Genomic DNA, 18,589 nt, shown 5'->3' on the forward strand with positions numbered 1-18,589 from the left:
TAATCATGAAGTGATATAGGTTGATTTACGTTTAAATAAAGGTTGAACCTTCGCAACAGATAACTAAAGATTATGATAACGATGCCGATTAATCTTTAAGACGGACACTCTAACAGAAAAGTATGCAGCAATCTGAAATTCTATCAATCGCAGAGCGTTTGATCCCAGCTTACCGTTTACCTGATTTTGAATACCTTCTTTCACAAATGACAGAAGATGAATCACCGTCGGCAAAATTACTGGTCAAAATGGAGCTCAATCGCATCATGGCTCCTTGTGTTAAAAGTATTGACTTGCGAGGTCGGGTACAAGGGGAATGCCGAGAATATGAATTAGATGGCCGCAAACATTGGTTCGACGATGTGGCCTTTAACGCCTATCACAAAGGGGTCAAAAAATTTGGTGCGTACACGGAAGGCGTATGGGAAGCATTAAACAATACGCCAAACAACTTCCGTGTGATGCAACAACGTGGTGCCCAAAACCCACAAAAAGACGGTGGTGGCAGTACGTTTTTTGAGGCTGAGCCAATTAAGCTTGGTTATGATCTCAAGCGTCAAGAAAATCGCTTAAAAGTCACCTCACAAGTTGAGATTCACCTACCTAGTAAACAGCTGGTCAATGGCCTCAGTGTTGATCTATCCGTTTCGGGTGCAAAATTTAAAGTTCCCGCCGCTTTTAACTACAAGCTCGGTGAGGTGATCAAAGTCTATTTTTCCGAACTCAACAAAACGTCAGAAGTGGTTGGACTGCACCACGCCATTGAATATCGTATTTTAGGTATTGATGAGTCTTACGATAACGATGCCGTGAAATTTCTGCGTACGCTAAAACTTTCCGACACTAACATCATCGAAAAAGTGATTACTGAATCGCTGCAAAATAACACTCAAAAAGCGCGCCACGATAACCAAGATAAACTCATCCGAGCTCGAACCCGTGGTTACGAGCACACCTATTTAAAACACACCTGTAACTTACCAGTGTTTTTTAGTGGCAGTGAATTGAAGTTGGTGCTGCTGACTGAAAATAACCAACCGATCTGGCAATACTGGCACGACGAGCGTAATCAACAAGCACTCGGTTCGTTATTCAATAAAGAGCGGATGGAACAGTTAACCAAGCCGGGGATGCGGGGTAGCAATAATGTGCTTTATGCTTTCAAGCATGAACATCAGGAAAAAACGCTCTTTTTTTCAATGATGATGCCAGAGGCTAACCGTGAACAAAGAAAAATGTTTTGGCATGTTGGCGCTCGTCGACAAAGTTGGAAAGCGTTTCGCTTATTTGTCTTTGAACTCTCGGATGAAGAGCGTCAAGAACTTGCGGTTCATGCCCATGAATTGTCAGATCGCTCAAGCCACTTAACGCACTGTGGCGTTTTACAAGAAATTGGCGATGAGGATTCGGCAAAAGATTACCTATTGACTGACAAACCCAATTTACCCAATAGCGAACTCAATAAATTTCGTCATCCAAGGCAGATCATTGGTCAACCTACAGGCATTTATTTTGATGCTCGCTCGCGTAGAAAAGAGCCTCGTTACCAATTCAAGACACCGCTGACTATCACTTCAGGATCTGGGGTAAATGCAACTGGCCACACGATTGATTTATCCAAACGTGGTTTAAGTATTATTGTGGATACACCACTACCCGTGAAAGCAGGCGATAACGTCACCATCAATTACCACGAATTACAGCTTTACGACAAAAAGCTGCCACTGCATAGCCTTCCCTATAATGTCATTCGAATTGGGCCCGAAGGTCGGCGTCTACAATTGGTGATAGAAGAAAATATACATACCATCAAAACAATCGCTTTTTTCAATAGCATTATTGAAAACAATCAAGATAAGTTGTTACAGAAAGAAGAAGTACTACCAAGTCATAACTTGCTGGAAGGGTTGCACAACATCTTGCTTGATAAGATGATAAGTTCGCCGATTTTCGTTGATAAACACGGTGCAAATTTACGCCCTAAAGTGATTGGCGTGAATTATCCCTTGCCGCCTCATCTTGTGTTACTGGCTAAATTAGGCCAAGAAAATCGCATCACGTTAGAGCCAATATTCAAAGGTCACACCAATACGCTACTGGCTAAACCGATGCGGCGCATTGAAGGAGCGATACCGCAATATCACGACGTTTATATTGCGGCAATCAAATTTGGCACGCGTATTCAATCAATCCAATCGAAATTATTAAGTGATTTTGAAAACACTAAAGAGCGTATTGATTTCATTCAAAAAGCGCAGCACATGGGTGAAATTTACATCTTGAGGATTTGCAGTGCACCCGTCTTTGACCCAATCACTACGCTGCTGCGCAGTGATCTCAATGAGTTGGCACAAATTAGTCTTCATCACGCTCGCACGCTAGAAAAAGAGATCACCTCAATCATTGGTTATGGAGAGGTGATCGATATTACAGAAGAAGTATTGATTCGCTTAGAGCTGACCTTGTAAAAGCGACTGACTTTTGTAAAAGAGAGAGTGGGCATCGCTCACTCTTATCTCTTGCTGTTGAGCTTTACTTAAGGCTTCACTTTCCAACTGAGTTTTTGCTGCTTCACCAATGAGGCAGAGAGAATACAGAGCACGCCACCAAGGCCTGCAAAACGGACCGCCGCTTGTGCTTTTTCTTCAACTTTAGGTTTAGCATGATAAGCAACGCCTAACCCCGCGGCAGCCATCATAACTAAATCATTCGCCCCATCGCCAACCGCGACAGTATTGTGCAATTCAATCTCATAACGTTGTGCTAACTCAACCAAAATATCGGCTTTGGTTTGTGCCGAAACGACATCACCTAGCACTTGACCAGTAAGCTTGCCATCAACAATTTCCAACGTATTGGATTGCGCATGATCAAGTTGCAGTTCGCTTTTTAAATAATCTGAAAAATAGGTAAAGCCACCGGATGCAATCGCCGTTTTCCACCCCAATGCATGCAGTGTCGCCACCAGTTCACGTAAATCGGGCATCATGGGTAATGTAGAGCGAACCGCTTCAAGAATCGACTCATCGGCACCAGCAAGCTTTCCAACTCGCTGACGCAAGCTTTGCTCAAAATCCAATTCACCTTGCATCGCTCGCTCAGTGACTTCGGCTACCTCCTCTCCGACACCCGCTAACTTAGCTATCTCATCAATGCATTCAATTTGAATCGCCGTGGAGTCCATATCCATCACAATCAAACCCGGTTTAGAAAGGTCTGGTACTTCACACAAACGGGCATAATCAATTTCGAGCCCTTGTAAAATTTTCTCGTGCTCTGTCGTCAGCTCACCTGACATCAGCGCCACTTCATAATGCCCCACTTTCCACATATCGAGGACAGCGTTGTAGTAACCGGTAAAAAAGTCAATATCATCAAAATGTTGAGTGGAGAGATAAGGTGCAAAAACAATCCAACTTGCTTTTGCTTTGTCAAATTGTGAAGAGAAACGAGTTTCAGGCAAGCGGTTGAGCAGCGTTGTGTGCCTTTTGATCGGCAATGTTTTGAGGGCATCCATGTTTATCATTCCTTAATCAATCCTTTCCTTCAGCCTGCTTAAACGCACAACAAGCAAAATGGGATCAACTCGATTCAATGCTCGAGTATCAATAAATGGGTGTATGCCCCTGACGTTACCCTATTGCAATTTAAAAACGCAAGTCTCAATATGAGTAAAGTTTTTATTTATCCAATCAGGTGGGTTATGGACGGCTCTTTATTTTCATTTCGCGTCGCAATTCGTGTGCTTACCGTCATTTTATTAGCAGGCATGTTCTTCTTTACCGTAAAAAACAGCGTTGTGATCAGTAAAGGTAACGAACGAATTCAGGCCAACCAACTAGAAACATTAACTAAGGTTTTGATTTCACAGGCATCATTATCTGCGGGCAGCATGATATCAGAGCAAGATCAAGAGCGCCTGCTAGCCCTTACCAACCAGTTAGCTCAAGATAAACTGGTGTTTGATGCCACCATTTATGATTCCGAAGGGGTCAAATTAGCCGCCAGCGATAACGCGTTAAGCGTACGCGAAGTATTAGGATTGGATACACCACTGCGCACGGCCAGCATTGGCCGTCAGCAACTGGTTGAGCCTGTCTATCATGAAAGCAGTATCATTGGTTTTATCCGCATTACTTTTGAAACTGGCCGCGTCACCGCAATTTCAGATCACCACTATCGTAAAAGTGATCGCTACATGTATCTCATGCTGCTAACCAGCTTTGTCAGCGGTGTATTGCTCACACTGCTACTGCTGCGCCGAAAGCCAAAGAGTGGTGGAGAGAACCTGCTGCTACAGAATGTGGATGATATGACCTAGCAGGCTTTGTAAATAAAAAAACCTCAGTTGCGACACTGAGGTTTTTTTATAAAAGAAGATTATTGAGCGTCGCCAATCAATACTGAATCTAACGCAATTTCAATCATTTCATTGAAAGTATTTTGACGCTCTTCTGACGTCGTTTGCTCGCCAGTTTTGATGTGATCAGAGACAGTGCAAATCGTCAGTGCTTTTGCGCCATATTCCGCCGCTACGCCGTAGATTCCCGCCGCTTCCATTTCTACACCAACAATGCCGTATTTATCCATCACATCGAACATCTCTGGATCTGGCGTGTAGAAAAGCTCTGCAGAGAACAAGTTACCCACTTTCACGTTAATACCACGCGCCGTAGCCGCCTCTTCTGCGGCTTTAACCATTTTGTAATCGGCAATCGCAGCAAAATCATGGTCTTTAAAACGGATGCGGTTAACTTTGGAATCGGTACAAGCCCCCATACCAATAACAACATCACGCACTTTGATATCGTCGCTGACCGCACCACAGCTTCCAACACGGATCACTTTTTTTACGCCAAAATCTTTGATAAGTTCCGTCACGTAAATTGAGCATGAAGGGATCCCCATGCCATGGCCCATTACCGAAATTTTACGACCTTTGTACGTCCCTGTATAACCAAACATGTTACGGACATCACACACTTGAACCACATCATCAAGGAAAGTTTCTGCGATGTATTTTGCGCGAAGTGGGTCACCCGGCATTAAAACGACGTCTGCAAATGCACCCATTTCAGCATTAATATGTGGAGTTGCCATTAAAAGTATCCTTTATCTAAATTGACCAAAGAATAGAGAGTGATCTCTCTATTCATCCTCAAAAAATGAATCGCTACGCTTACTGTAAGAAATTGGTGCCGTAATCCATCGCAGACGTACCGAAATAGTGCGCCAGTGACTGACCAATATCAGCAAACGTCTCACGGCGGCCCAATGAACCGGGGGCCACTTTATGCCCATAAATCAAGACTGGAATATGCTCGCGCGTATGATCCGTACCCGGCCAAGTTGGATCACAACCATGGTCCGCTGTAAGAATAAGCACATCGTCCTCTTCCATTAACTCAAGCACTTGTGGCAGACGCTTGTCAAAGTACTCCAGTGCCGCAGCGTAGCCCGCTACATCACGGCGATGACCATAAGCGGAATCAAAATCAACGAAGTTAGTGAAGACGATAGTGTTATCTTTCGCTTGTTTGATTTGTTCTAGTGTTGCATCAAATAAAGCCGGGATGCCTGTCGCTTTGACTTTATGAGTGATGCCGCAGTAGGCGTAAATATCGGCAATTTTACCAATAGAAACCACGTTACCTTGCTTCTCATCAACCAATTTTTGCAGCACGGTCGCCGCTGGCGGCTCAACGGATAAATCGCGACGGTTGCCAGTACGAGCAAATTCTCCCGCTTTCGGGCCAATGAACGGGCGCGCAATCACACGGCCAATGTTGTAATCCGCCAATTCTTCACGTGCGATCTGGCAAAGTTCTAACAAACGATCAAGACCAAACGTCTCTTCGTGACAAGCTATTTGGAACACTGAGTCAGCTGAGGTATAGAAAATCGGTTTACCCGTTTTCATGTGCTCTTCACCCAAATCATCTAAAACCTGAGTGCCTGATGCATGGCAGTTACCAAGAAAACCATCCAAACCTGCGCGTTCAATAATGCGATCTGTCAGCTCTTTCGGGAAACTATTTTGCTTATCGCTGAAATAACCCCATTCAAACAGCACAGGAACACCAGCAATTTCCCAGTGACCCGAAGGAGTATCTTTACCTGATGAAAGCTCGGCTGCGTGGCCGTACGCACCGATAATATCAGCGTTGGCATCAAGCCCCGGAGCAAAACGCCCCGTTGACTCTTTATGCGCCATGGCAAGCCCCAGTTTCGATAAGTTTGGCAGCGTCAATGGGCCCTGGCGATCCGCGTTATTCGCTTCGCCTTTAGCACATTGGTCTGCGATGTGGCCCAAAGTGTCAGCGCCAACATCACCAAATTGTGGTGCATCAGCGGTTTCGCCGATACCAAATGAATCTAATACTAAAATAAATGCTCTTTTCATTGCTCTCTCCAACCGATATTTTTATACGTCTTCTGCGCGAATTTGGCCGTAGACATCGGGTGTTGGTGTGTATTCTCCGCCAATTTGAATGGCGCTTTGTAATGCTTTGGCCGCTTGTTGCCATTGCGCTTCATTACGCGCATGGATCACCGCCAACGGCTTGCTGCTATCGGCAACTTCACCTAGGCGAATAAATTGGTCAAACCCAACCGCGTAATCAATAGTGTCAGTTGCGACGCGGCGTCCACCGCCCATCTCCACCACGGCCATGCCAATCGCGCGAGTATCCATTGCCGATACGACGCCACTTTCTAGAGCGTAAACGGGCTTAACCAGCTCGGTTTTTTCAAGATAGTGATCGTAATTTTCAACAAAATCAGCGGGGCCGCCTAACCCTTTGACCATTTTGCCAAAGCATTCAGCCGCTTTTCCGTTATTAAGAACGGACATCAGTTTCGCACGAGCATCATTGCTGTCTTTTGCTAAATTGCCTAACAACAACATCTCAACGCAAGAGGCCAAGGTAATTTCCAGTAAGCGAGGGTTGCGATATTCACCAGTTAAAAAGCGTACCGCTTCACGCACTTCAAGGGCATTACCTGCCGAAGAGGCCAGCACTTGGTTCATATCCGTCAAAATAGCCGTGGTTTTCGTACCTGCGCCGTTAGCCACTGCGACGATAGATTTAGCCAACTCTTCAGAAGCTTCGTAAGTCGGCATAAATGCGCCAGAACCGACTTTGACATCCATCACCAAGGAATCTAACCCAGCGGCTAATTTTTTAGAAAGAATCGAGGCGGTGATGAGTGAAATGTTGTCGACCGTTGCGGTAATGTCACGTGTGGCGTATACGCGTTTATCCGCTGGCGCGAGATCACCTGTTTGGCCGATGATAGCAACGCCCGCTTCTTTGGTTACTTGACCAAATACGTCATTACTTGGCGTGATGTTATAACCGGGAATCGACTCCAATTTATCCAGCGTGCCGCCCGTATGACCAAGGCCGCGCCCTGAAATCATAGGAACAAAACCACCGCAGGCTGCAACCATGGGGCCAAGCATCAGCGAAGTAACATCGCCCACGCCGCCAGTTGAGTGTTTATCAACGATAGGACCACCGAAGTTCATCGCATCCCAGTTGATCACCATCCCAGAATCACGCATGGCGCACGTCAGTGCAATGCGCTCTGGCATAGTCATTTCATTGAAGAAAATCGTCATGGCAAAGGCCGCAATTTGGCCTTCAGAGACGGTATTATTCGCCACACCTTGAATAAAAAAGTTAATTTCTTCGGTGGTGAGGATCTCGCCGTCACGCTTTTTACGAATGATTTCTTGAGGTAAAAAAGTTTGAGTTGAATACATTAGTTGCCTCCCAAGCATGATGCTTTGGTCAGTAAGGTAAAGAGGTAATCGGGAGCTGATGGCTCAGCTCCACGAGTCAGACTTATTATTATCAGTCCTACTTCAGCGCATAATTAATACGCAGCTGGATCGGCTTTTTGGTCTGTTACTTCTAATGTATTCAAAAGATTGGTTAGCAGGCTTGAGGCCCCAAAACGGTAGTGCATGCTGTCAGCCCAATCTGCGCCAAGTAGCTCATCAGCCATCGCGAGATACAATGCAGCATCTTGCGCTGTGCGTACACCGCCCGCAGGTTTAAAGCCTACAGTTTTGGCAACGCCCATATCGCGAATCACTTCTAGCATCATGCGTGCGTATTCTGGTGTTGCATTCACAGGGACTTTGCCCGTTGAGGTTTTGATGAAATCAGCGCCCGCTTCAATACAGATTTGAGACGCTTTCTTGATTAATGCTTCTTCTTTTAGCTCACCTGTTTCGATGATAACTTTAAGCAGAATGTCACCACACGCGGCTTTACATTGCTTAACAAGATCAAAACCGACTTGCTCATTACCGGCGATTAATGCGCGGTAAGGGAACACAACGTCGACTTCATCAGCACCATACGCAACGGCGGCTTTAGTTTCCGCAATGGCAATCTCAATATCATCATTACCGTGTGGGAAGTTGGTAACGGTTGCGATGCGAATCTCTGGCGTGCCTTGCTCGCGAAGTGTCTTCTTCGCAATAGGAATAAAGCGAGGGTAAATACAAATTGCAGCGGTATTACCTACAGCCGTTTTGGCATCATGACAAAGGGCAATCACTTTCGCATCCGTGTCATCATCGTTTAGCGTAGTCAAATCCATCAATTTCAGTGCACGTAGTGCGGCTGCTTTTAAATCGCTCATTTCTATCTCCGATCAATATATTCAAATAGTTCACTAGTAAACCACGCTCAGTGTTGAGAGCGAGATGGCTTGCTAGCCACAAATGAACGGACTTGGTTCCTTGAAGACTCGAAATGCACTTGCATTTCAATTGCTATCCCTGTCACCGCACAGTACCAATTTGGCCTATGGCACAACCATGATATGCCGCTTATTTGCACTCATCGCCGTGTCTAACGTATATCCGTGTGTAACTTATACCCGTATCTAATTTATATCAAAGCAACACGACATGATAAAACGGGCTGCCTTTGCGTCAAATCATACTCCATGTATTGATTGGCGCTAGCTGATATCTTCACTCTTCTATTGAAAATGAATCTCACTGATACAGTATAGATTTTCACTACAAAACTGTAGCGTCATTCATAGAGCAAACGGTTTGTATCTCAAAAAAGATCAGCGTCAACGATAATCTCGTTTACCGATAAACTCTGATCTATCCATTAAAAGCTAACTTATAAAAGAGAGCTTGAGGTGATAAACACTGACCACCCGACTAAAGAGTGAATCAAAGTATTCCTTTCGCCAAAACAAAAAAGCCCCGCAGCAATCTCTTGCTACGGGGCGATGTTAAACGGCGTCTATATCTCTTTCTCTTATTTAATTAGAAAGAAAGGAAGAAGCCAGCAATGGTTGCTGCCATTAAGTTAGACAGTGTACCAGCACAAACGGCTTTTACACCCATCTTCGCGATATCGTGACGACGGTTAGGAGCAAGACCACCTAAACCACCGAGTAGAATCGCAACAGAAGAAAGGTTGGCGAAGCCACACAGTGCAAATGAGATGATAGCTTGAGTTTTCTCAGACATCACCGCACCAGTAGCAGCAACGATCTGTGCGTTCTCACCCACGTAAGGTACGAAGTTTAGATAAGCAACAAATTCGTTTACAACCAGTTTTTGACCGATGAAAGAGCCCGCTAGCGTTGCTTCTTCCCATGGCACACCAATTAGGAATGCTAATGGAGAGAAAAGCCAACCAAGCAGTAGTTCTAGAGTCAGTTCAGGCATACCGAACCAACCACCCACACCACCAAGCATACCGTTAACTAAGGCGATTAGACCAACGAAGGCAAGTAGCATTGCACCTACGTTTAACGCAAGTTGCAGACCAACAGAAGCACCACCTGCAGCAGCATCGATTACGTTGGCAGGTTTATCATTGCCATCCATATCGCTACCCAGTTCTTCATCTGGAGTATCGGTTTCTGGTTTGATGATTTTTGCAAACAGTAGACCACCCGGTGCAGCCATGAAAGAGGCCGCAACAAGGTACTCTAGCGGTACACCCATCGATGCGTAACCAGCAAGTACACCACCCGCAACTGAAGCCAAACCACCACACATTACTGCAAACAGCTCAGATTGAGTCATTTTAGGTACAAACGGACGAACCACGAGTGGCGCTTCTGTTTGACCTACGAAAATGTTGGCTGCAGCAGACATCGATTCCGCACGAGAGGTACCGAGTGCTTTTTGTAAACCACCACCTAGAATCTTAATTACCCATTGCATAACGCCAATGTAGTAAAGCACAGAGATAAGTGCCGAGAAGAAGATTAGAGTAGGTAGAACTTGGAAAGCAAAGATGAAGCCAATACCGTCAACTGAAAAGTTAACTAGGCTGCCGAATAGAAAACCAGTACCGTCTTTACCGAAGTCTATGACGTTTTGAACACCCGCAGAGAAACCTGCAAGGAGATCACGACCCCATGGTACGTAAAGAACGAAACCACCGATAATAAATTGGATAGCAAAAGCGCCACCCACTGTTCTTAGATTGATAGCTTTGCGGTTATCAGACAGTAGAACTGCAAGTCCTAGCAGAACTGCCATACCGACTAGGCTCATAAACAGGCTCATAGTTTATGATTTCCTTATTAGGTTATTGTTGGCGTGTTATAAAATGGAGCTCATGAAGCGGGGTGATTATACTCATCACCACTAAGATAAAGTAATGCCAGCCTCACACTTTCTTATAAGATTCACTGCCCATTCACTCATTTATGTGAGCACGTTCAATATTTACTGATACTAGAATCATTAAACCTACATTTCATTTCGAATTTATTCACACCGGAAAGAACAGAGAATGGCTGTTTTTCCACAAAACATCAGCAACCGTTTGCTCTGATTGGTTCTTCAGCAACGCAAGCGTTTGCAGGATAATCGGCAGTTTTTGTGGGTGATTCGCTTGCCCTTGAAAACCATTGAGTGGCATATCAGGAGCATCTGTTTCTAGCACTAAACTTTCGATGGGGAGTGCCGCAATAGTAAGGCGGGTTTTGTTGGCTCTTGGATAGGTAATAACACCACTCACGCCAATCTTAAAACCCAGTTCAATAAACTGGTTTGCCTGTTGAACGCTGCCAGAAAAAGCATGCAGCACTCCACCTTGGCTAAATTGATGTTTTTTTAACAGTTGTATAAGGCGGTTGTGCGCTTTGCGGCTGTGTAATATCAATGGAAGTCTGGCTCGTTTCGCAAGCTCTAGTTGCATTTCAAACATTGTTTCTTGCAAAGCGGGAGCAATATCCGTCGTAAAATCTAAGCCACACTCCCCCAGAGCCACGCATTGAGCTGGTTTTTGAAGTAACTTTTGCTCAAGCTCGTCGATATCCGCAGGGGAAGAGGTTGATAAAAAACAGGGATGGAAACCGAGAGCAAAATAGAGTTCAGGATAACCGTTAGCAAGCTCGGCCACTCGTTGCCAGTTACTTGGACCAACGGCGGGAATCACTATTTTCTCAACCCCCTGCTGGCGAGCTAAATGTAAATGGTGTTCAAACTCACGCTCAAAGATAGAAAAATCGAGATGGCAATGCGTATCAAATAAACGCAGCTTCTTATTCTCGCTCACGTTCTTTACTCTGAACAGGATCTTGACGATAAGGAACACAGCTACGTTTTTTATCTGGTGTTAAACCCATGTTCTCACACCAGCGATCATAACGCGCAACCTGCTTTTTCAACCACTGCCACATAACCGCCTCTCTTACATCACTGCTCTTCGCGTTTAAAGACCAACTCAGTTGCTGATGACTCCTGTTCTACAAAATAGTAGCCAGCACTGTCAAACTGAGCCAATTGCTCTACAGAAGAGATTTGTTTATCGATAATGTAGCGCGCCATCATGCCACGAGCCTTCTTAGCATAGAAGCTAATGACTTTGTATTGCCCTTTCTTACAATCCTTAAATACCGGAGTAATGATGCTCCCCTTAAGCTTTTTCGGATTAACCGCTTTAAAATACTCGTTGGAAGCGAGATTAATCAACACATCATCGCCTTGCTCTTTCAGAGCTTGATTGAGTTTATCGGTAATGATATCCCCCCAAAACTGGTACAGGTTAGTCCCCCTCGGGTTACCCAATCTCGTGCCCATCTCTAAACGGTATGGTTGCATCAGATCCAGTGGTTTCAATACACCATACAAGCCAGAGAGCATTCTTAAATGCTGTTGTGCATATTCAAATCCGGCATCCGATAATGTTTCTGCTTCAAATCCTGTATAAACATCCCCTTTAAACGCCAAAATGGCAGGACGTGCATTATCCAACGTGAAGGTTGGGCTCCACTGCGCAAAGCGAGCCACGTTGAGCCCAGCGATTTTATCGCTCACTTTCATCAACGCTGAGATGTCGGCAGGAGTCAATTGACGGCAAACATCGATCAACTGAGCTGAATGGTCAATAAGCTCCGGCTGAGTATATTTGCTTGTCACCAACGGGGATTCGTAATCTAACGTCTTGGCTGGGGAAACAACGATGAGCATAATTTTCCTTCCTTTCTATTCTTATTTTATGGCTCACAGAGTACAAAAAAAACCATGCGGTGTCTGCATGGCTTTTTCAATCTATTTAATCGTCAGTAACGATAACAGGCTATTTGTTGTTGTACCAAATGCCATCTTCCAACTGAGATTTTAACTCAGGGTAATCATTAGCATCGAAGGTGGGAACCTTACCTGCGGCTAGCTGACGGTTATAATCTTTCGCAAGCTTAATCACAATGCCAGAGAGCAGAATGATCGCCACCAAGTTAACAATCGCCATTAACCCCATCGAGACATCCGCCATTGCCCATACGGTAGGCAAGGTCGCCAATGAGCCAAACATCACCATGGCAAGGAAAACAATACGGAACAACGTTAACCCTTTCTTATTGTTGTGCTCTAAGAAAATCAGGTTCGTTTCGGCATAAGAGTAGTTGGCAATAATTGAAGTAAAGGCGAAGAAGAAAATCGCAAAAGCAACAAAAATCCCACCCCAACTGCCCACTTGTGAGCTTAATGCGCGCTGAGTCAGCTCGATACCGGTAATTTCACCGTGCGGTACATATTCACCCGACATCAAAATAATGGCGACGGTTGCTGAACAGATCACAATCGTATCAATAAAAACACCCAACATTTGCACGTAACCTTGAGAAGCAGGATGCGGCGGATAAGGCGTTGCAGAAGCCGCTGCATTAGGTGCTGAACCCATACCAGCTTCATTGGAAAACAGACCGCGTTTGATGCCGTTAATCATGGCTTGAGCAATCGCGTAACCTAAACCGCCTGCGGCCGCTTCTTGAAGGCCAAATGCACTTTTGAAAATAAGGCTTAATACGGCTGGTAGCTTTTCTATATTAGTGACCATGACAAACATCGCAATCGCTAAGTAAGCTAATGCCATGAAAGGTACAATCAACTCAGCGGTACGCGCAATTTTACGGATACCACCAAAAATGACGAAAGCCGAAATTGCAACGATGAAGATACCGACATACAGCGGATCAAATCCAAAAGCATTTTTCATAGCTCCTGCAATTGAATTAGCTTGAACGGCATTGAATACTAGGCCAAAAGCAATAATCAGGAAGATGGAAAACAGCACACCCATCCAACGCATACCAAGGCCTTTTTCCATATAGTACGCAGGGCCACCGCGGTAGTTACCATCTTTGTCACGGGTTTTGTATAGCTGAGCCAACGTGCTTTCAGCAAATGAAGTCGCCATACCAAGCATAGCAATCAACCACATCCAGAAAATCGCGCCTGGACCACCCGCCGTTAAAGCAACGGCTACACCGGCCATGTTTCCCGTACCAACACGCGCAGCAAGGCTAGTACAAAGTGCTTGGAAAGAAGAAATACCGGCTTTATCTGCTTTGCGGCTGTTTTTCAACACACTAAACATGTGGCCGAAATGGCGAAATTGAATGAATCCTAGGCGAACGGTGAAGTACACACCAACACCGACTAAAAGATAAACAAGGATGGATCCCCAAAGTAAATCATTCATTAAATTGATTAAGTCTGTCACAAGAACCTCTCATAGAGTGATAGCGCTGACCTAAGCGAAAAGCTTCACGAAAAAATGCACATGCTGCGAGTCAACGTTCTAACCAGCATGTTTTTATCGATATTATGCAATGCATTTTATTCGTCCAAAAAGTGAGGAGTCTCAACTTTTGAAGGGGCAACGTATTTTTGACGGGCGGATAATGCAACCTGAAAGAACAAAAATCAATATGCAACAAGTTTAGTTAAAATGTTATTTTTCACTATAAAATCACCTTTGATTAACATTTAACAAACCAATACAGCAACATCTTGACAACCAAAAAAACCCAAACTGGAAACATTGAAAGATAAAAAACAACCATAAAAACCCAGTTGCACTCACTTAATCTCACCCCTTGAGAATAAAGGGCTAATCAGTTTCACCACTAAATCTTGCATAAATTTATGATAATTTTTTATTGAATGGTCATAAAACAACCAACTAGGCAATTGTAAATTTTCAAAACAACATTTATTTAACATTTCAAAATGCAAATAAAATCGTTTGCGTCGCTTAACCGCTCCCTTTTTGTACTAAAGAATCCCACTGAAACTGTGAAATTCTGGTCAAAATCCAATAAAAGCTTCATCAAAAGGAAACAAATGAGAAACAAATCATAGCTAGGCTAGCGAAAACTGTGCTATCTAGAGAGCACGACATGGCGTAATAACAACAACAAGAGGTTGCTTATGGAAAGCTTGCAATTTGACGAAATGTTGGAAATGGAAATCACAAAACTCCGCTCTAGTCGCACTAAACCAGTAAAAAGAATGTGGCGAGAAATTGAAGCGATTCAGGATCAAAAACGGTTACAAAGAGAATTGATGGAGATGGATGTCTGCTTCGAGGCTGATCAAATAAAACTCTGAGTAAAAAGGCACTTCAACAGTGCCTTTTTGTTTAACTGAATCAGCAGAGATTACTGGCACTCTTGTGCGGTTTGTCGAACTCGGTGAGCTAATTGTTGGTACTGCTCCGCAATTGTCTCACCAAATACTGGGTCATCTTCGGATTGTTGCCAGCTCGCCTCCACCGCTTGCCAATCAGTCACATTAAAGGTGCGGCTGATCAAAGGTAAAACCGATTGTTCTTCTAACTCCAGATGACGCTTCTGGGAAGAAATAAATGCATCAAGCTGCTCGATGAACACGTGCTGTGGTACAACGGCATCTTGCAAAATCATATCGACAATCTCTAGAAAAGCATGAGTTTTCTCAGAAAGTTCTACATGTTCTCTCGCTAAATTTTTAATATCATTATGTTGACCATAATGATCAATATAATAGTGATAGAGAATATCTTCTTTGGGGTGGTGTACTGACTCTGAATGTGTCGCCAAGTAGTCAATAATCTCTCTCACTAAAGAGTAGTTGATACTTTGTTCATTACTCAATTGCCGTTGTTTATCTCGCAAAATGGCAAGCAAACGCGCCATATACCCGTGTTCTCTACGGATCCTTTCAATCATCATTGTGCTTCTCCATTACACTTATTTTAGATAAGTGTATAAAAGCTTCAGCGTGCTTGTTTTGACCCTGCTCGAAAAAACATCAATTAATCACTTATCCAATACGGGTTGCCAATTCACAGGCGCTTTCCCCTGCTCAATAAGTAATTGATTAGTCTTTGAAAAATGTTTACAGCCCAAAAAGCCTCGATGCGCAGAAAGAGGAGAAGGATGCGGTGCTACTAATACATGATGTTTACTGCGATCAATCATGCTGCCTTTCTTCTGCGCGTGTGAACCCCACAACAGGAAAACAACACCTTCACGCTGCTGATTTACCGCCTCAATCACCCGGTCGGTAAAGGTTTCCCAACCAGTATTAGCGTGCGAATGCGCCATACCTTGTTCAACAGTCAATACGGTATTGAGCAATAGCACCCCTTGCTCGGCCCAACTTTTTAGGTAACCGTGCTGAGGAGTAACAAAACCGGGGATATCTTGCACCAGCTCTTTGTAGATATTCACCAGTGAAGGTGGGGTTTTAACGCCGGGTAACACCGAAAAACATAACCCATGAGCTTGATTTGGCCCGTGATAAGGATCTTGCCCTAAAATCACAACCTTAACATCGCCAAATTCGGTAAAACGAAACGCATTAAACACGTCAGCAGCAGGTGGATAAATCACTTTCCCCGCAAGCCTTTCCTTTTCAACAAACGCTATCGTCTGTTGAAAATACTCCTGCTGTTTTTCATGGCCGATAACATCGTGCCAAGTCAATGATTGAGTCATAACAACGCTCTGCAAATTAACTAATTACAGCATTGTAACCATAAAAAGCCACCACTGCATGAGTCAATGTCACAGAGCTTTTGCGATGATTAGTCAGTCTCTATATCCGGCAATTCTTGAATAAGCATATTCATGGCGCACTCGAGTTGCTTCATTGCTATGTAGAGTTTTGATCTAAAATCCCAAAAACCTCGCTCAGCTCTTGAACTACGTAATTGCACTTCGATACACCAGCCATATTCTGCCAGTTCAGTAAATCCTAAAATGGCGATTGTACCTGCTTGCCGATGAACCCAATCCGCTCTCTCACTACTGGTAACTGGCATAGCTAAAGCATCACATAAACTACTTACCGATGCCTGAAGAAAAGAGAATAAAGCACTTCTATTACCAAATGTATTAATTAGAGTATCCATTTTTAACCCATCACGGCTGATAATACCCCAATCCTCGAACATGCTGATTATATCATTGAGACGGATAGGTTTACCTAGTAAATCGTTCATGCCTGCATCTAAACAACGTTGTTTTTGATCATTTAGTATGTCAGCTGTCATCGCAATAATTGGTATATCTCGGTAGGTTTTATCCCATGCCCGAATATGTTTAGCCAATTCATACCCATCCATATAGGGCATATGGCAATCACACAACACTAAAGCATAATCGTTACGGCCTAAGTATGAGAGCGCATCTTGCCCATTACTCGCAACATCAAATACCAAACCAATCTGATCCAATTGCTGCGCTATTAGCATTCGATTAATTTCATTGTCGTCAACCACTAACACTTTAACTGGTAAGCTGCACTGACTACCTAGCGTTTTAGACTGATCTTGTTTAATACTTAATACTTCATAACAGACCAGTTGAACACTTCGATTGGTAATAGGGTGTGAATTAAGAAGCCACCCCCAACTTTCTCGGCGTACTCCCAACACACCCGGCAGCGGACAGAGCTGAACATCCCCTTCTTTGGCATTATCACTAAACACTATCGCTGCATTGGTTTTACTCAGCTCTATACCCAGAGCCAAAAGGTGTGTGCTTAATGTAACATTTAATGTTGGATCACTTATATTAACGCTAGCAGAGTAACCACAGAGGAGAGGATCAATATGAGTATGAGCACTGATTCTAAGAGGAATTTTGAAACCGATCCAACTTCCCCCCCCCTTTTGACTATTTATTAACATCTCGCCTTCCATCAACTCAACCAGTTGCTGGCAGATCGATAATCCTAAACCCGTACCACCGAAACGGCGGCTTGTTGAGCCTTCAGCTTGCTCAAAAGGCTGAAAAATTCGCGCAATCTCCTCTGCGTTCATTCCTATACCAGTGTCTTGTACGCCCACTTTCAATATCTGTTCATCATTCAATTCTGATAATACTTGTAGAGTGATCGTAATATTGCCTTGTTCGGTAAATTTTACGGCATTATTTACTAAGTTAATCAGGATTTGTCGTAAGCGTAATTCATCACCTATATAAGCGGCCGCTAATTGTGGTTCAATCGAAAGCCCTAGTGATAAACTCTTTTTCTGTGCTTCAAAACTACTAACAAGAAGTACTTTATCAATCACTTCACGTAAAAGAAAAGACGCTGATTCAAGCTTTAGTTTTCCAGCCTCTATTTTAGAAAAGTCTAACACTTCACTTACAATGCTGTGCAAACCAGAAGCGGAAGTAGAAACTACATCCAGCATCTGTTGTTGTTCAAAATCCATATTACTCATAGATAATTGTTCTAACATACCAATAATTCCGTTCATTGGTGTACGAATTTCATGGCTCATCGTCGCTAGAAACTCTGCTTTCTCATGCGAATTTTTTTCTGCCTGTTCTTTTGCTGTCGCCAAAGCCGTCTCAACTCTTTCTTTTTCAATTAACAGCCGTCGCAATCGCCAATAAGCAATACTACCAATAAAAGAAAGTACTAACGCGATAAACAAAAACGGAGTCAGTTTTTTTAATACACTTAGCCAGTCAATCCCTACTGGGTAATTAATCGCAAGCCAACGATTCATACTTTTTTCATATTCATCTTGGCTAATGCTATCAATGGCACGATCTAACAATGGAATTAAAGGTGCATAACGTTTATTGACCGCTAAAACTAAGTCATCGACAAATGGAGTTTTCCCTGTAATCTGTAAATTTAACTCTGGGTGATTACGCAAATAGGTTGCAATCACGGCTAAATCACCAATATAAGCATTACCACGACCAGAAGCTACTTTTTGTAAACCAGTAGCAACATCCCTCACAACCTCATCTCTTACAGATGGGATACTGTTTTTTAATTCAACTAATAATTTAT

The 18,589-nt window shown here is 43.7% G+C and carries 16 protein-coding genes; 3 read left to right on the plus strand and 13 right to left on the minus strand.

Going from position 1 to position 18,589, the window contains the following annotated elements; translation table 11 throughout:
* Positions 1-122: 122 nt before the first annotated feature.
* Positions 123-2,468, plus strand: a complete 2,346-nt coding sequence (locus AACQ17_RS14690) for a PilZ domain-containing protein (RefSeq protein WP_019282345.1) — start codon at positions 123-125, stop codon at positions 2,466-2,468.
* Between the two features lie 68 nt (positions 2,469-2,536).
* Here the strand turns inward: AACQ17_RS14690 and serB are convergent, their stop codons facing one another.
* The gene (serB, locus tag AACQ17_RS14695; RefSeq protein WP_026027962.1) at positions 2,537-3,517 is read right to left on the minus strand and encodes a phosphoserine phosphatase; all 981 of its coding nucleotides are present in this window, start codon (positions 3,515-3,517) and stop codon (positions 2,537-2,539) included.
* 186 nt (positions 3,518-3,703) lie between these two features.
* Between serB and AACQ17_RS14700 the strand changes: the two genes are divergently transcribed.
* Entirely contained in the window at positions 3,704-4,321 is a 618-nt protein-coding gene (locus AACQ17_RS14700; protein WP_026027378.1) for a YtjB family periplasmic protein, read from the plus strand.
* Positions 4,322-4,380: 59 nt separating this feature from the next.
* On the opposite strand, the gene deoD is transcribed toward AACQ17_RS14700, so the two are convergent.
* The 9 genes from deoD to AACQ17_RS14745 form a co-directional block, all read right to left on the minus strand.
* Positions 4,381-5,100 (minus strand): purine-nucleoside phosphorylase, encoded by a 720-nt coding sequence (gene deoD / locus AACQ17_RS14705; RefSeq protein WP_013856127.1) that lies wholly within the window; start codon positions 5,098-5,100, stop codon positions 4,381-4,383.
* A 79-nt stretch (positions 5,101-5,179) separates the two neighbouring features.
* A complete protein-coding gene (locus AACQ17_RS14710) occupies positions 5,180-6,403 on the minus strand; it encodes a phosphopentomutase (RefSeq protein ID WP_026027379.1) in 1,224 nt (407 codons plus the stop codon).
* A 21-nt stretch (positions 6,404-6,424) separates the two neighbouring features.
* On the minus strand, positions 6,425-7,786 hold the full coding sequence (deoA, locus tag AACQ17_RS14715) for a thymidine phosphorylase (RefSeq protein WP_017046546.1): 1,362 nt from the start codon (positions 7,784-7,786) through the stop codon (positions 6,425-6,427).
* A 95-nt stretch (positions 7,787-7,881) separates the two neighbouring features.
* A complete protein-coding gene (deoC, locus tag AACQ17_RS14720; protein ID WP_094147773.1) occupies positions 7,882-8,658 on the minus strand; it encodes a deoxyribose-phosphate aldolase in 777 nt (258 codons plus the stop codon).
* 646 nt (positions 8,659-9,304) lie between these two features.
* Entirely contained in the window at positions 9,305-10,564 is a 1,260-nt protein-coding gene (locus AACQ17_RS14725; protein ID WP_013856123.1) for a NupC/NupG family nucleoside CNT transporter, read from the minus strand.
* 208 nt (positions 10,565-10,772) lie between these two features.
* Entirely contained in the window at positions 10,773-11,561 is a 789-nt protein-coding gene (locus AACQ17_RS14730) for a TatD family hydrolase (protein ID WP_094147774.1), read from the minus strand.
* Entirely contained in the window at positions 11,548-11,685 is a 138-nt protein-coding gene (locus AACQ17_RS14735; RefSeq protein WP_013856121.1) for a DUF5363 family protein, read from the minus strand. The genes AACQ17_RS14730 and AACQ17_RS14735 overlap by 14 nt, the downstream gene beginning before the upstream one ends.
* A gap of 16 nt (positions 11,686-11,701) precedes the next feature.
* On the minus strand, positions 11,702-12,475 hold the full coding sequence (yaaA, locus tag AACQ17_RS14740; RefSeq protein ID WP_064625852.1) for a peroxide stress protein YaaA: 774 nt from the start codon (positions 12,473-12,475) through the stop codon (positions 11,702-11,704).
* 109 nt (positions 12,476-12,584) lie between these two features.
* Entirely contained in the window at positions 12,585-14,009 is a 1,425-nt protein-coding gene (locus AACQ17_RS14745) for an alanine/glycine:cation symporter family protein (protein WP_013856119.1), read from the minus strand.
* Positions 14,010-14,719: 710 nt separating this feature from the next.
* On the opposite strand from AACQ17_RS14745, the gene AACQ17_RS14750 reads away from it, so the two are divergent.
* Positions 14,720-14,899 (plus strand): DUF3545 family protein, encoded by a 180-nt coding sequence (locus AACQ17_RS14750; protein WP_010318284.1) that lies wholly within the window; start codon positions 14,720-14,722, stop codon positions 14,897-14,899.
* A 50-nt stretch (positions 14,900-14,949) separates the two neighbouring features.
* On the opposite strand, the gene AACQ17_RS14755 is transcribed toward AACQ17_RS14750, so the two are convergent.
* The 3 genes from AACQ17_RS14755 to AACQ17_RS14765 form a co-directional block, all read right to left on the minus strand.
* Positions 14,950-15,501 carry a hemerythrin domain-containing protein gene (locus AACQ17_RS14755; RefSeq protein WP_019282350.1) on the minus strand — a complete coding sequence of 184 codons (552 nt, stop codon included), beginning with the start codon at positions 15,499-15,501 and terminating at the stop codon, positions 14,950-14,952.
* A gap of 87 nt (positions 15,502-15,588) precedes the next feature.
* Positions 15,589-16,269: a uracil-DNA glycosylase gene (ung, locus tag AACQ17_RS14760; protein WP_026027958.1), complete on the minus strand. Its 681-nt coding sequence runs from the start codon at positions 16,267-16,269 to the stop codon at positions 15,589-15,591.
* 89 nt (positions 16,270-16,358) lie between these two features.
* Positions 16,359-18,589, minus strand: a 2,231-nt coding sequence (locus AACQ17_RS14765; protein WP_141201482.1) for an ATP-binding protein, incomplete at its 5' end; no start/stop codon positions are given.

The sequence above is a fragment of the Vibrio sp. V10_P2A27P122 genome, assembly GCF_963874335.1.
In the GTDB taxonomy this organism is placed as follows: domain Bacteria; phylum Pseudomonadota; class Gammaproteobacteria; order Enterobacterales; family Vibrionaceae; genus Vibrio; species Vibrio anguillarum.